The organism is Corynebacterium sp. ES2715-CONJ3, from assembly GCF_024814365.1.
GTDB lineage: Bacteria > Actinomycetota > Actinomycetes > Mycobacteriales > Mycobacteriaceae > Corynebacterium.
On the sequence record NZ_JANUXS010000002.1, the window covers coordinates 173,718 to 188,976 of the forward strand.

Sequence of the window (15,259 nt, forward strand, 5' to 3'; positions counted from 1 at the left end):
CCGAGGTTCGTCACAGATACACTTCAAATGGGGGCCGGAGCTAAGCGCCTGGCTCCTGTATCTGTCTGAGAGCCTGGACGAGCACGAAGGTGTAATTGGCTATCTCACGCTAACTTCACGCTAACTTCACGCTAACCTTAAGCTATGGCGGTGCACTTGGCGGATTCCGCTTTTGACCTCCAACTCTATGGTGGACTTGCGCGTAGGCCACTCCATGAAGGTGTGAGTCCAATAGGGGGCCAAAATGGCAAGCTTGAAAGCAAGTGGTGGGTGTGGTTTACTATCTGGGTTGCCTTTTATAGGTTTGAGCTCGCGATGCCCGATTCCGGGGCAACGGCGGCTTGAATGCCCTTCGGGGCCGAAAATGGAGGCAGCAGTACATAGACCGCGTGTGTCAGTCCGGAACTCTGCCACACATAAAATTTAGGTCAAGGAGACCCCTAGTGATTCAACAAGAATCGCGTCTGAAGGTCGCCGACAACACCGGTGCACGTGAAATTCTGTGCATCCGCGTCCTCGGCGGCTCCACCCGACGCTTCGCTGGTCTGGGCGATGTAATTGTCGCTACAGTCAAGGAAGCAACCCCCGGCGGCAATGTTAAAGCCGGTGAGGTTGTCAAAGCTGTCATCGTTCGCACCAAGAAGGAAACCCGTCGCGCAGACGGTTCCTATATCAAGTTCGACGAGAACGCTGCTGTGATTATTAAGAACGATAACGAGCCTAAGGGCACCCGTATTTTCGGCCCCGTTGCTCGTGAACTTCGTGATAAGAAATTCATGAAGATCGTATCCCTTGCACCGGAGGTGATTTAATCTTATGAAGATCCATAAGGGCGACATGGTCGTCGTAATCTCCGGCCCCGATAAGGGCGCACAAGGCAAGGTTATTGAGGCTTATCCTAAGACCGAAAAGGTTTTGGTTGAAGGCGTTAACCGCATCAAGAAGCACGTAGCAAACTCTGCCCCAGAGCGTGGTGCAGAGTCCGGCGGAATCGTGACCCAAGAAGCTCCTATTCACGTTTCCAACGTGATGGTCCTCGACTCCGACGGCAAGCCAACCCGCGTTGGCTACCGCCTCGATGAGAACGGCAAAAAAGTCCGTATCTCTCGTCGTAATGGGAAGGACATCTAATCATGAGCGATTACACTCCACGTCTTAAGACCCGCTACCGCGAGGAAATTCGTACCAAGCTCAATAAAGAGTTCTCCTATGACAACGTCATGCAGATCCCTGGTGTCGTGAAGGTTGTTGTCAATATGGGCGTGGGCGACGCTGCCCGCGATTCCAAGCTGATCAACGGCGCTTTGGAAGATCTCACCGCCATCACCGGTCAGAAGCCAGAGCTGCGTCGCGCTAAGAAGTCGATCGCTAACTTCAAGCTTCGTGAAGGTATGCCCATCGGTGCCCGCGTAACCTTGCGTGGCGACCGTATGTGGGAATTCCTCGATCGCCTGCTCACTGTTGCCCTGCCACGTATTCGTGACTTCCGCGGCCTCTCTGATCAGCAGTTCGATGGTCATGGTAACTACACCTTCGGTCTCTCCGAGCAGACCATGTTCTACGAGATCGACGTTGATAAGGTCGACCGCCAGCGCGGTATGGATATCACCGTTGTAACTTCCGCTACCAACAATGATGAAGGCCGCGCTCTCCTGCGTGAACTCGGCTTCCCATTCAAGAAGTAGCAATAAGGTGCTGAGGCGAGTAGATCGCCTCAGCACTACTTTCCCACCCGCTCTTGTGATAATCACGAGAGCGGGTGGTTTTGTTTTTCGTCACCTGTCGTCGCCTATCGCCTCACAGTCAGATGAGTAAAAGGTGGTCAATATTACTGCAGGCAACTGGCTCTCCTACGCTAGCCTTGAGGATAACCCCCATACACGGGATTTTTATTGTGCCCACGTCATTTTAAGGAGCCAGCAATGACCTACGAAACCATCCTCACTGAGACGCATGGCCGCGTCGGACTGATTACCTTCAACCGGCCCAAAGCCCTCAATGCCTTAAACAAGCAACTCATGGAGGAGGTCGTTGCCGCCGTAGACACATTCGACGCAGACCCAAATATCGGTGCCATTGTGCTCACTGGCAGTGAGCGGGCCTTTGCCGCAGGCGCGGATATCAAGGAAATGTCCACGAAATCCGCACCTGAGATGTATCTCAGTAACTGGTTCTCTGGCTGGGATGGCCTAAGCTCTGCGCGTACCCCGATTATTGCCGCGGTCAACGGCTATGCCTTGGGCGGAGGGTGCGAAGTGGCTATGATGTGCGATTTCATTATCGCTAGTGATACCGCAAAGTTCGGCCAACCAGAAGTTAATCTCGGCATTACCCCAGGTATGGGCGGTTCGCAGCGGCTTAGCCGGGCTGTTGGCAAGGCGAAAGCGATGGACATGTGTTTAACCGGCCGAATGATCGATGCCGAGGAAGCAGAGCGCGCAGGCTTGGTTGCACGGGTGGTTCCCGCAGCCGATCTCCTTGATACTGCTCTCGAGGTCGCTACCACGATCGCAGAGCGATCTTTTATTGCAACCTCCCTCATTAAAGAACAGATCAACACAGCCTATGAGAGCACACTGCAGCAAGGCCTGCTTTTTGAACGACGTACTTTCCATGCCCTCTTTGCTACCGCGGATCAAAAAGAGGGGATGGATGCTTTCGCTCATAAGCGCGCCCCGGAATTCAAGCACCAGTAACCTCACCGATTAGAGCGCGTAAATCTCCCGCTCAGATGACATAACCCTCAGGGTGGGGGAGAAGAACACTGTCAATAACTCAGGGTTTGCCCTCACCCCGTTTTGGATAATCAGGGTGGTCAAGAATGCTATCCCTTTGTTAGCGTTACTTATAAGAAGAGACATCGCTTTATAGAGCCAATAGAAAGGTCAGCCAGTCATCGTGGCCATATCAGCCGTAGCAAATAAGAGCGTACTTATCGGAGGTTCGGTGCTACTAGCGCTGGCCCTGGCAACGGGCGGGGGAATCTATTATGTCTCCAACAATAAACAGGAAATCAGTGCAGCTGATTACCAGGAGCTCTCCAAGCGAGATAACGCAAAAAAGGTATCCATCTCTGGCACCATCGAAGCCCAAAGCTCGGTGGCGCTAACCACAAACCTGGCAGCACCGGTTAATAAGGTATCTGTCAAAGTGGGCGACCGCGTCCAAGTAGACCAGATCCTTGCGCGTATGGATACCAGTCAGATTGAGCGCCAGCTTGCTACTGCACAAGCGCAGCAAGCTGCCCAGGATGCGGCATCGATTAGCCAAATTCAAGCGGCACAGCGCCAATACGATCAGCTTGTGGGCCTGAATAACGATGGCCTCAACGGGGAAATATCCGCAGCGCAAGCCGCCTTGCGCCAGGCGGACGCTCAATATCAGCGCGCTCAGGCGGAGTATGATTTCCAGCGCTCCCAGGTTGATCGAGGCAATGATCCGAGCATTATCGGCCAGACCGCAGCCGTCGAGGCAGCACGGGACCAGGTTTTAAACTCAGCACTTGAGGCGGCTCGCACCAGTACCACCATTTTCTATCGCGCAGAAGACCAGGCCCGCGATACCGCGGATCTAGCCGCGCTTAATACCAAACTGGCCCAGTTGATCTCGCAACGCGGCCTGGCCACAGATCCCACCGAGATAGCCCGTCTCGATGCTGATATCGCCTCCACCCAGGCCTTAGTTAAAGCTCTGCAGGAGAAACTGAAGCGCTATCCCGAGAACTATGTGGGCGCTGGTCTTACCACTGCCAGCAATGCGGCGGGACTCTTAGCCAGCCTGCGTAACCTCAACGATGCGCAAAATCTACTCAATAATACCCTCGGGGGCGTGGATCTAAAGCTTCAGAATGCCCAGCGGGAACTAGCTCTGGCCTTTGATGCTAAGAAGGATGCTGCGACCAATGTCATCGCAGCACAGCGCAGTGTCGATAACCAGGTACAAAACCAGCAAGCCGCTATCGATGATGCGATGCGCTCCGCGCGGGCGAGCCGTGCGGCCAATGGAGCATCAAATCAGCAGTTGCAAGTAGATATTGCCTCCGCCGAGGTGCGCAGCCCAATATCTGGAATTATCACCCGCGTAGATGCCAAAGAAGGCACCCCGGCTACCGGTCCCTTGATGATGGTGGCCGATGACCGTCGCCTCATTATCCACTCCACCATCAAAGAGATCGATATCTCCAAGGTAAAGGTAGGACAAGAGGTAGATTTCACCACCACCGCTACTGAGAATAAGAAGTTTGAGGGTCGCGTGTCCTTTATTTCACCGGCTGCTAGCACCGATGGCTCTACCGCTATGAACCCCCAAGCAGCAGGTTCTGGACAAACTAGTTCCTCCAAACCTACCTTTCCAATTGAAATTGAGGTTATAGGCGACCGAGACGGCCTCCTATTAGGCAGCTCTGTTAAAGCGAAAATTATTACCGAAAAAGCCAGCGATAACCCTCTCGTATCCAAAGACTCCGTGTTTAAAGGTCCCGACGGAAATTTCGTGCTCGTTGTCGCGAAGGAGGATGGCACCGATATTATTCGCAAGCGCCGCATCGACCTGGGTAAGGAACTTGACTTCGATTATGAGGTCACGGGCGGAGAGGTGAAGACGGGTGATCGCATCCTAGGTGACTATCAGCGCTTCATAACCGATGTGGATGATGAGGTTGAGGTTGCCGAAGACCCCGCTGCTGCACCATCAACCACCGCGCAATCTGGGGATGACGTCGCAGTGGAGAAGGTTAATTAATGACTCAAATCGATAGTATGCCGCCGCAGCTTATTGATATGCGAGGCATCTACAAAACCTTCAATGCTGATACCGAGAATGAGTTGACTGTGCTGCATAATTGCGAATTCGACGTCGCTGACGGGGAATTTGTTTCCATTGTCGGGGCTTCCGGGTGCGGTAAATCCACGTTGATGAATATCATTGGGATGCTCGATCGTCCCACACGTGGAAAATACCTGCTCGAAGGGGTGGACGTCCTCGATCTTCGCGATGATCAGGCTTCGCGCTACCGCAGTAAACATATCGGATTCGTTTTCCAGAACTTCAACCTCATTGGGCGCATTAGCGCTAGGCAAAATGTGGAAATGTCGATGATGTACGCAGGTGAATCCCGCAAAGAGCGCGAAGAACGCGCTATGCATTTACTGGATATGGTGGGTATGGCCGACCGCGCAGGGCACGCGCCGAGTGAATTATCGGGTGGGCAGAAGCAGCGTGTCGCTATTGCCCGCGCCCTTGCTAATAACCCCTCGCTTATTCTTGCCGACGAGCCCACCGGTGCTCTCGACTCCAAAACTGGCCGCATGGTGATGGACTTATTTCATACCCTCAATCAAGAACAGCAGCGCACCATAGTCTTTATTACCCACAACCCCGAGCTGGCTAAAGAGACGACCCGCACGGTCACGATGCGTGATGGAGTGCTGCGCGGTCCCAGGGCTCCCCGAGATCCTGAGCTGATTAAGGCAACCCAACGGGCCACAAATCGAGGTGACCACCAGTGAGCGTACTTGAATCGCTGAGACTCGCATGGAGTAATATCGCCGGCAACAAACTGCGCTCATTGCTGACGCTTTTAGGCGTCGTTATCGGTATTGCTTCCGTGATCGCTATTCTTACCCTCGGGCAAGCTCTGAAAGTGAATGCCAATTCCAGTCTGGCCAGCCTTGGTGCGGCCGACTACTCCCTGCAGATCCAGCCCACTTTAAGCGAAGAAGAGCTCGAAGAGCTCGGCGGGGAAGACGCTTATTTTTACTTCGGACCACTCGAGGACCCCGAGGATGGCATTAGCGAAGATATGATCGAGCGCCTTCGTCAGGTTATGGGTGATGACCTCGCCGGTGTTGCCATCGGTGATCAATCGGCTAGTTTTGGTAATTTCAACTCTGGTGAAGCAGACGCGGACGGAACCGTTAGCTTTGTGAATGAAGATTATGCTACTTTGCGGGATATTCCGGTTGAGGTGGGTCGCGGGATTTCGGCCGACGATATTGCCAATAGCCGTCCTGTGGCGGTGATTTCAGATCAGCTGGCGCAGGCGCTTTTTAAAGGAAATGTTAAGCGCGCTATTGGATCCACACTCGATTTTGAATCCGAAGAGAGCTTCGTCAGTGTGAGCGTGATTGGCGTGCAGAAACCAGCAGAAGGAAACCTCTTCAATATCAGCGGCCCGCGAAATGCCGCTCTTATGCCGTATTCCCTCCAGGAGTACTTCACCGGTGAGGAGAACTATTGGCAGAATATCTTTTTGCGTAAAGGGCCGCGCATTGAGCCTGCGGAATTTATGGATAAAGTCTCATCCTTCTTCGAATCCTATTACCAGGACAACCCCGACTACAACGTACGGGTTTTCGACGGGGCGCAGAGCTTGGCGATTCTCAATACCTTCCTCTCGACCATCAGCGCGGCCATCGCCGCGATTGGCGGTATCTCGCTTTTTGTGGGCGGTATCGGAGTAATGAATATTATGCTCATTACCGTCACCGAGCGCACCAGAGAGATCGGTATCCGCAAAGCCCTCGGTGCCACTAGGCGCGATATCCGACGCCAATTCGTTATCGAAGCCATTGTCGTGTGTATGATCGGTGGACTTATTGGCCTTGCCACCGGATCGATCTTGGGTATGATCGGCTCCTATTTCATGGGCGGGGTGACTGCTCCTCCGCTCTGGGGCATTCTAGTATCCATCGGATTCTGTTTAATTATCGGAGTATTCTTCGGCTGGTATCCCGCCAATAAGGCTGCAAAATTAGACCCCATCGAAGCGCTGCGCTACGAATAGAGCCCACAGAAACCCCCTAGGAGAAATTCCTAGGGGGTTCTATTCCGTATGCGAGGAGTAATTAGCGGGGGATGAAGTGATTGAATGCTGCTATAACGATCGCTGCCAAACCGATGAGGCCAGCAATGACCCCCACCACTATGCCCACTATACGTCCAACGCCCATATCCTGAGGATTGGCGGGTTCATCAGGTTCAAGGTCAGGGGTTGGCTGCGCAGATGTCGTTGGAGGTTGCGGAGCTGGGGAGGGAGTGTGAGAAGGTGCGGGATCGTGATTGGCCTTCGGGAGTGCTCCGTAGGCCAGCTCTAAGAGCTGTTGATTTGTCTCGGCATCGCGCTCTATAGCGGGGCGCATACCGGTGTTAGGAACCAGCGGATCTACGACCGTAACAGTCAACTGCTTAGCATGGTCGGTTAACGGGTGGCCTGGATAGCGCTTCTCGTCGCGATCATTGTTGAGCTTCCGACACGCGGCGTCGGTACTTAAGCCCAATTCGCAATCTACAAAACCTTGAGCAATGTCGTAATTAACCACCGCGAACGGGGAGATCTCTGCAGTAGGTGTGCCTGCCTCGAGGTCACCGATAATATCGCGAAGGCGGTTGGCACCATCGGAGACGATTTTCTCGCGGTTATTGATCAAAGCAATACGCTTATCGAGGCTATCCTGCGCTTTTAGAGCATCACGGCGGGCCAGTAACTCTGTGGAGCTTTGGCGCAGCAACTCTAGTGCCCGTTTACTTTCGTTGAAGTCAAAGCCCACCTTGCTGAGATCAAGAGCTCTAGCTGCAGCATCACCTTCCACCTTCATCATCGCAAGACCCAACCGAGCCTTGGCGATATAGCAATTATCCTCAGATAATTGGTGGGCTTGGTTCATCTTCGGGGTACGCTGCGTATAATCTGCGTATTTTTGCTGGTAGGCAGCAGTGTGATAGACGTGGCGCAATTGGCTTAGGGCGTGGAAAGTATGCAACTCGCCCATATACTGGGCACTATCAGCAGCCTTGTCCACATAGTATTTATGCGGCATGGCATCACTAGTCTCTATCTCATAGCCATCAACGTTAGTCTCATGAGCTATCCCCTGAGGAATGACAGCTGTAGAGGCAGGCAGCAATGCGGCGCCAGTGGCTAGTGCACTAGCAAGCGCCACACCAGACAATAAATGACGATAATTGTGCATGATATGTCCTTTCATCTTAAAGATCTATATACGCGGAAGGAACTGAGCCAGCAGCCCGAGATGCTGCGCGATGAAGCCACCAATGAGCCCAATAGCTGCAAGAACCGCAATGATGATGCCCGCAATGGCGCCACCACTAAGTCCGGTTTCACTTTCGGGTATCGGGGTAGGAGCCGGGGTCTCGTCCTCAGAGAGATTGAGCAGATCATCATTCTGAGGAAGTTTCTCTGGCCACAGTTCAGCGAGCTTCTCGCGGCTGGCGAGATAGGTTTGTCGTGCCTCGTCGACGCGCATACGAGCGGCAGTAACTTCAGTATCAGAGCCTGCTTTATTCACCGCAGCGAGATTTTCTAGCGCCTCGTTCAGGCGAGAGCGGCTATCGGTGAAAATCTGCCATGCCAATTGCTTATATTCGCGAATTTCGCGCCGGTGGGCTTCCTCTGGGGTTTCGGTGCTCAGAGCTTCGCGCGTGGGATCGACAATATGCACCAGCTCATAGTGCTCGATCCCGCTGGTATTATTTTCCACCACAGTGGGTACGAAAAAAGATCCGTTAGCAAGCGCAAGGAAATTGCCTTGGGACCTATTGGAGGTTTCGCGCCCATTGGGAATATCAAAAACGCGCTCTTTTCCATCATGAGTGACAGGTGTGAAAGTTGAGGGGTCGAACCATATAAGCTGGCCACGCTCACCAGATAACATGACTGGCTGATTCTGGCTATCCCAACTAACTCCTGCCCACCCTGTGAGATCGGGGCGTGCTGCTAAGCCTTGATCCGCCGTCACATCGCGATTGGCATAGATCAGCCGCTGAACTTGATTGCTACCGGCTGAGGTGAAATTATTCCAGCGGATAATGTCGGCCCCATTATTGGCCATAGCCGGCATCGACTCATTGGAATTATCCTCTTGTGACCCCGGCATGAATTTTGCCACCGCCTCAGGCTCCCGGGCGCGGGGATCAATGCTGATCAAGGCCTTGCGCTTGGCCGAATTCTCACCATTGAGATAGATATCCGCATTCGAAGAATAAACGAAAGTGCCATCAGGCATACTGAGCAGCACTGTGGCCATGGGCTCTGGCGCAAAACCGGGGGCGTAGGGGCTATCACCCGCAATATCGTTCGTAGCAAAGAGCTCTGCCGCCGAAGGCAGGACGATATCGGAGCTGATAGCGGGAGTATCGCCGCCGGAAATAATATTGAGGTGGCCGATCTTTTCCACCGTAGGGGTCGATGATTGGTTGTTCTCCACCGAAATGGCAATAATATCGCCAGTCGTATCGTGCACCCCAATGCTATAAACAGTGCCTTTGGTTGTGCCAACGGGTTCAATTTGCCCGAAGCCAGAACTGGTGACCTTTACTCTTTTAATGACAGAGCTGAAGCGATCGAATCTGCTTGGGGATTCACTGAAATAAAAATAGCCGTGAACGGCGTCAAACGCGGCAATATTATGGCGCGACAATGGGAAATCCACCTCGGCTATCTGCTTCATGTCGGAATTGATGAGATAGAGACCATGGCCACCCACCGATACCAAAACCTTATCTCCTAATTGGTACAAACCATGGTGCTGATCATAGGTGGCAGGCGAGCGCCACTTCTGCTGCATGACCTCTAGCGAACCAGTATCAGAATCAGGCCGTGCTCCCTGCCCCTTGGCACTAAAGGAGAGCGGATCGAGCCCTTGACCTGGTTCATAGAATTCGGAGAACATACGATTGCCCTCGGTCGTGAGCGTGGTTGGAATATTCTCCCAATTGATATAGCCCGTATCTTGTTTAAAAGCACCGCCGGCAGTGGAGAGCCGAGCAATCTTTACTGGCTCGCTCGGGGCATAGTAACTCTTATCCTGGTACTGCTTACTGCGCACGGTGGCCTCGAGGTACGAGCCTGAGTTATCGATAACTATCTTGGGATTGCGAAGGGTCATATCAAGATCGCAGGTAGCCGAGAGGTCTCGAGCTTTTTCCTTAGTGCCACAATAGTTGCGAAAGCGAACCTCACCACCGAATTGCGCCTCAGTGCGCTGGGTTTCGGAATCAAAACGGTAGCTCTGAAGTGGGAAGTGGAATGTCCGATCGGTAAAAGTGACCCCATCCTCTAAAAAGGTTGGACCGCCGGTGTAATTATTGAAGCTGGTACGAATACCCCAGCGAAGTTCTTCCACCGGAACTTCGGCGGCTACTGCGTGGAGTGGTAGGAGCACCAGGCTGGTGCTGGTGATCAGAAGGGCGCGTGATATTGCTAAAAGTCGCACAGTGAGTTGCTTGCCTTTCGGGAAAAGAAACATGGTGAACCGAGAAAAGGTGAATATCGCTTCCAACTTAGCATAAATGTTAGGGTTACCTAAGGTAATCTGTATGCTGGGAGAATCGAGGTGATGGGAACTAACTAAAAAACCTTGGCAAGGGGGTAAAATAAATGAAGAGAAGCGGTGCTGAGTATCGGCAAAAGAATCTCGAGGGTTGATCCGTACTCAAGCCTCCGGCTGCAATTAAGGAGAAGACTGGCTTTTCATAGCGATGCAGAATTTTTCACAAGCCAGCCAGAGCCTAGGGCTATTTTGCAAATTGGCAGGCGGTAAGCTTCCCTCAAGGAAAGGCCGCTACTTAACCAACATTACTGGCGCTCAGACGACCCTAAGTATCGGCCGACGGAAAACATCTTATGGCCAGTCAGATGGTGCTTCCCATTTTCGGTAGTCGTAGCAGTTAAAGTGATCCCTTTTAAAAATTTGTGCCCTTCAATTGGCCTAATGCTTCGAGTTTGATCGAGGGTCACATACCACGCCTTTGGCAGGGAGGAGCTTGTCGGGATTTAGATTCAAAGGGGATAGGCAACCATCCCGTAATGGAGGGATCGATCGGCAGGCCGGCTTAAAACTGATTCGCTGCGAGGGGTTATTTCAAACTTAGGGGCTGAGCGTCTGCAGCACACGGTCAAATAAACCTAGTAAAACCTAGGTCTGGCACTGGGTTATGACCCTAGTGAGGGCAAGATTTCATCAGGCGTCACCTGGTCAAGGCTCCTAGTTTTTCCAGTTCCAGATTTCTCGGAGCGCTGATCTCCCCGGATCCCACATATCCTTCTTTGGTATCTTGATTGGGTGAAAATCATCAATAGGTAGATCTCAGGGGACATTAGCTTCCTCAGGCTATATTCCGAACTTTTATGGGAACGACTGGTTCTAACTTCCATGCTTGGCCCCTCCGGCATCTGTGAGGCGGCTCTGGAGTTGAGCTTTCCTCGAGGGGTGCACTGACAACTTTTGGAGCTGTAGCCGTAGTGGCTTTGTATGATGATGTGGGAAGCGAGACGACCAAGAATTTGTCGGTACTCAGGCCAAAGCTACCAAAATTTCTAAAGGACTCTATGGTGGACGCGAGGTTTGAATCACTTGAAAAGTACCAGTGAAAATGGCGAGAAGATACTAATATTCCATCGAAATCGAAGCCATCATAGGGAGGATCCCCGCTAGCCTAAGTGTGCCATATATTCTGGTAGTCGGATTCACTATTTTTGCATGCCCCCTCAAATTCTGCGGTTGACATTTGGCTGTACCTCACCGTGTGAGGCAGCAGTTATCCAAGAGTCTGGGCCAATCGGTGGGTTGGTGTTGGAATCGCAGGTTCGTTAAGTACTCGCGGGAGTTCGCTCATTTATGCAGATCTAGGCTGATTATTCGTAGATCCGATTGTTCTTTATGTGATGACGCAACTAGCATAAGAGGAGCTAGGACTCTTTTACTCGATAACTTCTTGTTTTGAGGGGGGAACACTCTGGCTGCAACCCGAATGCTCCCCTGAGATCTAGAATTGGATTAATTGCATCAAATCGCCGAGTGGAAGCTCCTAGAGTTCCCAGGCAATCTTGAGTGTATAACCGATTCGTACCAGGAACCGCCCGCGACGTCTAAAATGCTGTGGGCGGTTTTCCCCTTTTTCAACTAGTCGATATTTTTGGGGTTCTTCCTTGATCTCCTTCACCTCCTCTCTTGTTCTCGGGCAGTGCCCGACGAGTGCCGAGGTCAATAAAGGCCCTGGGGCACCGCATAGCGAGGAGAGGGATCAACAGGTTCGTTAATCCTGAGATGAATCTTAGATTACGCAGTCCAGAAAGAGCGAATAACGCTACATGTAGTGGGTAAAAAGTTATTCTCCCAGCTTAATTCTGCCTACAATCGCAATATATAGTGGTGTCTAAGAAGCTTAATGACTATTCCTACTTGGCTATCTAAAGTTGCTAATCGCGACTCATATCTCGCGGTATTTATATTGCTTACAATCGGATTCGGAATTATCAGACTCTCATAACGCTTACGTGATTCCAAAGTGAAATAATTGATGTATAGCAACCTTTTTTGATGTCTTAACTTCTCTTCTGCCCAGTTTTCTGTCCCCAATAGCTGCCTCATTACCGACGGCGCCCCGCTGCGGACTGATGGGAAAAGTTTGCGACAGACCACTCAGAATAGTGTTGCACAAAAATTTGTCAGGTTAGTACGGTGCCGTCTGCACCCGATTTCTGAGTGCAGACGGCATATTGCTTCAAAAATTTCGTTAGGGCTTTGTGATCGGGGATTGCTATTGGTTTAGTCTCTCCTATCCATAACATCGCACTATATTGGGGTGTACCGTAGACGACCCCTACGAGCTCGATACCCGCTATCTGTGCAGTCTGTAAAACTGCCCAACGTGTTGTCCCACCAAGCATGTACGTATCCGCTTCGAGCGCCGAAAACGAGCCTATAGGAGTCGGATCTCTCGCCATCCCCGATACGCGAAAAGCCACGAGCTACTCCGCCCAAAAGGAAGCTAGGGCTACAGGCAGAACTTAGAACTCAGAACTACCGGACCTAGAAAAACCTCGCGAGTAATCCTAGGTGCTGCGCCACCCCAATAATTGCCGCGATGATCGCAAGAACGCCAATAACGATTCCAGCGATAGCGCCGCCGCTTAAACCAGACGAATCTTGATCATCTGGATGTGGTAGCGGGGTGGGGTTGTCAGGGATACTCGGCATGTCGGGGAACTGTGGGGTATAGGGGCGGCCAAAAATTTCCTCGTAGGCTTTTTTAGCTTCGTTATAGCTATTGATCGCCAGTTCGAGTCGGGCGGCTACATTTCTAGCCTCTACCTCATTCTTATTTTTCAACGCCTGGATATGGGCCCGCTGCAGATTACGCACCTCTTCTTCCGTGCTCTGCGCGATACGTAGGGAGATGCGTTGCTGCTCTTTGAGCTTATTAAGTGCCTTTTCTTCTGCCGTTTCGGCGCTCAAGGGCTCGCGGGATTCATCGCGCAGGCGAATGAGTTGGTACTTTTCGTCGATACCCTTCCGGTAGGTGGGGATAAAGAAGCTGCCGTCGGAAAGTGCGAGCAGGTTATCTTGGTAGACCTCGAATAATCCGTTGCCATCGCGAATGCTGAAATCTCGCGGGGAGTCACCTTCTTGCTCAAGGCGTTCCAAGGTATCGGGATTGATCCAGACGAGCTTCGAATGAACGCCGTCGACTACAACGAGGTGTCCGTGGCTATCGAAGGTGGCGCCAGAAATTCCGACGACGGAATCTACTGGTTGTGGACTGCGTACTTGGGTGAGCCGGCCCGATTGGTAGCGCAAACTCTCCGCGAGAGAATATTGAGCATCGTCATTCTTATCCCACCGAATGATCCTCTCACCATCAGTGGCGATGCCCTCGAGGACCTGGGTGCCCTGATAGCTCGTGGAAGCAGGGAGATACTCGGCTAGGCGGGCTGGATCATCTGGATTGATATGCACCAGGATATTGCGCAAAGTTCGATCAGAATCTTTCAGCCGAGGGGCAGCCAAGCTGTGGTAGATAAAAGAACCATCGTCCATGCTGAGCAGGCGCGGTGCCGTGAACCCCGCAAAGAAAGTGGGAGCATAGGCCGTGGTCTCATCAGTAACCGCTGCTCCCAGAAGTGTTGAAGTGTTGGGTAGGGTGAGGGGAGCAGAGAGGGTGCCCGTGACAGGATCGACGATATACAGTTCGGCCGTGCGCTCATCTACTGGAATATCAAAAGACTGGGGCTTCTCTGCCACGCTGATTGCTACGATACGCCCAGTCTGGTGGTGGACGGCGAGGGCGAAAATAGGATTGTTGGTGCTACCGAGCCGTTCCTCTTGGCCGAAGCCGGTAGCGGTGACTTTCACTCGGAATAAGTCAGAGCTAAAGCCTTGGCGGTATCCATCGTGGGTATGTGGGTCCCACTTGGTGTAGTAAAAATAGCCATGGTCCGCATCGAATGCATTGACTCCATTGGTAGCAAGAGGGGCAGCAAATTGAGCCCTATCGCCAAGCTGCGGGTCTACTATGTGGAGACCTTCGCCCGTCACCGCCACGAGTGCTTTGTTGCCGTGCTGGTAAAGATTATGGCGGGCGGAATCATAATCTTTCGGCGATATCCACTCCCCGCTTTCGGCTCGCAGATTCGACCGATCGCTGGATAGACGCTGACCCTCGCCATGAGTACTGAAGGAAATCGCATCGAGGGAGCCCCCTTCACGGTAGAAATTCGAGAAAGTCTTAACGCCCTCTGCCGTAAGGGAGACGGGAATATCTTCCCAGGAAATAGTTCCCTCAGCCTTGTTGGCTGCGAAGATGCCTCCAGTGGTCGCGAGCTTTCCAATGGCTACGGGTTCATTGGGGGAGTAAACCTCATTCTTTAGATACTGGCGTGAAGAGACGGTGGCATAAAGATAAGAGCCTTCCTTATCTATTACAACTTTAGGATCCTTGATTGACAGATCCAGATCGCAGTACACATTGAGGTCGCTACCGTCTTGGCCATTGCAGTATTTCCGGTAAACAACCTCGCCTTCGAATTGAGCTTCTGTATGCTCGCGAGTGGCATCGAAACTATAGTCCTTGAGCGGAAAGGTGAAAGTATAGTTTCCCGGGTCAGGCTGGGTCGCCCCACCGTGGACGAAGGTAGGTCCGTTGGTATAGGAGTTAAAAGACGAGCGGATGCCCCAGCGGAGAGAATCCATGAGAGCGGGTGCCGCCGTGGCAGTGGCTACTGGGAATACTGGCAGCAGACTGCTCAGGCTGATCATGGCCACTAGACGGCTGATACGAAATGCGCTCAAGACATATGTCCTTTCTACTGTTTTAATTCACACCAGTGATATGATCATCGCCTCGCAACTGTTGAGTGCACGTCTTACGTTAACAAGAGCGGCAAAAGCAGAGATACCTTGTGGCAGTTGCAGCCGAGTAGGGTGTGAATATATATCGTGGTTGATGCTCACCATACGCG

Annotated in this window: 10 protein-coding genes; 7 read left to right on the plus strand and 3 right to left on the minus strand. The window is 52.2% G+C overall.

What is annotated here, in order from left to right; translation table 11 throughout:
- Positions 1-443: 443 nt before the first annotated feature.
- The 7 genes from rplN to NXT00_RS03040 all read left to right on the plus strand — a co-directional run bounded on the left by rplN (position 444) and on the right by NXT00_RS03040 (position 6,784).
- Complete coding sequence (rplN, locus tag NXT00_RS03010; RefSeq protein WP_259077338.1) at positions 444-812, plus strand: 50S ribosomal protein L14; 369 nt, start codon at positions 444-446, stop codon at positions 810-812.
- Positions 813-816: 4 nt separating this feature from the next.
- Positions 817-1,131, plus strand: a complete 315-nt coding sequence (gene rplX / locus NXT00_RS03015; RefSeq protein ID WP_259077336.1) for a 50S ribosomal protein L24 — start codon at positions 817-819, stop codon at positions 1,129-1,131.
- Positions 1,131-1,685 (plus strand): 50S ribosomal protein L5, encoded by a 555-nt coding sequence (gene rplE, locus NXT00_RS03020; RefSeq protein WP_259077794.1) that lies wholly within the window; start codon positions 1,131-1,133, stop codon positions 1,683-1,685. Before rplX ends, rplE begins: the two co-directional genes overlap by 1 nt.
- Before the next feature lie 237 nt (positions 1,686-1,922).
- Complete coding sequence (locus tag NXT00_RS03025; protein ID WP_259158007.1) at positions 1,923-2,696, plus strand: enoyl-CoA hydratase; 774 nt, start codon at positions 1,923-1,925, stop codon at positions 2,694-2,696.
- A gap of 202 nt (positions 2,697-2,898) precedes the next feature.
- Positions 2,899-4,740, plus strand: a complete 1,842-nt coding sequence (locus NXT00_RS03030) for an efflux RND transporter periplasmic adaptor subunit (protein WP_259158009.1) — start codon at positions 2,899-2,901, stop codon at positions 4,738-4,740.
- A 17-nt stretch (positions 4,741-4,757) separates the two neighbouring features.
- Positions 4,758-5,507: an ABC transporter ATP-binding protein gene (locus tag NXT00_RS03035; RefSeq protein WP_310470301.1), complete on the plus strand. Its 750-nt coding sequence runs from the start codon at positions 4,758-4,760 to the stop codon at positions 5,505-5,507.
- A complete protein-coding gene (locus NXT00_RS03040; protein WP_259077329.1) occupies positions 5,504-6,784 on the plus strand; it encodes an ABC transporter permease in 1,281 nt (426 codons plus the stop codon). The genes NXT00_RS03035 and NXT00_RS03040 overlap by 4 nt, the downstream gene beginning before the upstream one ends.
- A gap of 61 nt (positions 6,785-6,845) precedes the next feature.
- On the opposite strand, the gene NXT00_RS03045 is transcribed toward NXT00_RS03040, so the two are convergent.
- From NXT00_RS03045 to NXT00_RS03055, 3 genes are all read right to left on the minus strand, one after another.
- Entirely contained in the window at positions 6,846-7,970 is a 1,125-nt protein-coding gene (locus NXT00_RS03045; RefSeq protein WP_259158011.1) for a hypothetical protein, read from the minus strand.
- A gap of 24 nt (positions 7,971-7,994) precedes the next feature.
- On the minus strand, positions 7,995-10,232 hold the full coding sequence (locus NXT00_RS03050) for an HtaA domain-containing protein (RefSeq protein WP_259158013.1): 2,238 nt from the start codon (positions 10,230-10,232) through the stop codon (positions 7,995-7,997).
- 2,598 nt (positions 10,233-12,830) lie between these two features.
- Positions 12,831-15,089, minus strand: coding sequence for an HtaA domain-containing protein (locus NXT00_RS03055; protein WP_259158016.1), 2,259 nt, complete (start codon positions 15,087-15,089; stop codon positions 12,831-12,833).
- Between the last annotated feature and the right edge of the window lie 170 nt (positions 15,090-15,259).

Excerpts from the sequence above, each read along its gene's own strand:
- rplX (WP_259077336.1), top strand. The coding sequence starts at position 817 with ATGAAGATCCATAAGGGCGACATGGTCGTCGTAATCTCCGGCCCCGAT.
- NXT00_RS03025 (WP_259158007.1), top strand. The coding sequence starts at position 1,923 with ATGACCTACGAAACCATCCTCACTGAGACGCATGGCCGCGTCGGACTG.
- NXT00_RS03035 (WP_310470301.1), top strand. The coding sequence starts at position 4,758 with ATGCCGCCGCAGCTTATTGATATGCGAGGCATCTACAAAACCTTCAAT.
- NXT00_RS03045 (WP_259158011.1), bottom strand. The coding sequence starts at position 7,970 with ATGCACAATTATCGTCATTTATTGTCTGGTGTGGCGCTTGCTAGTGCA.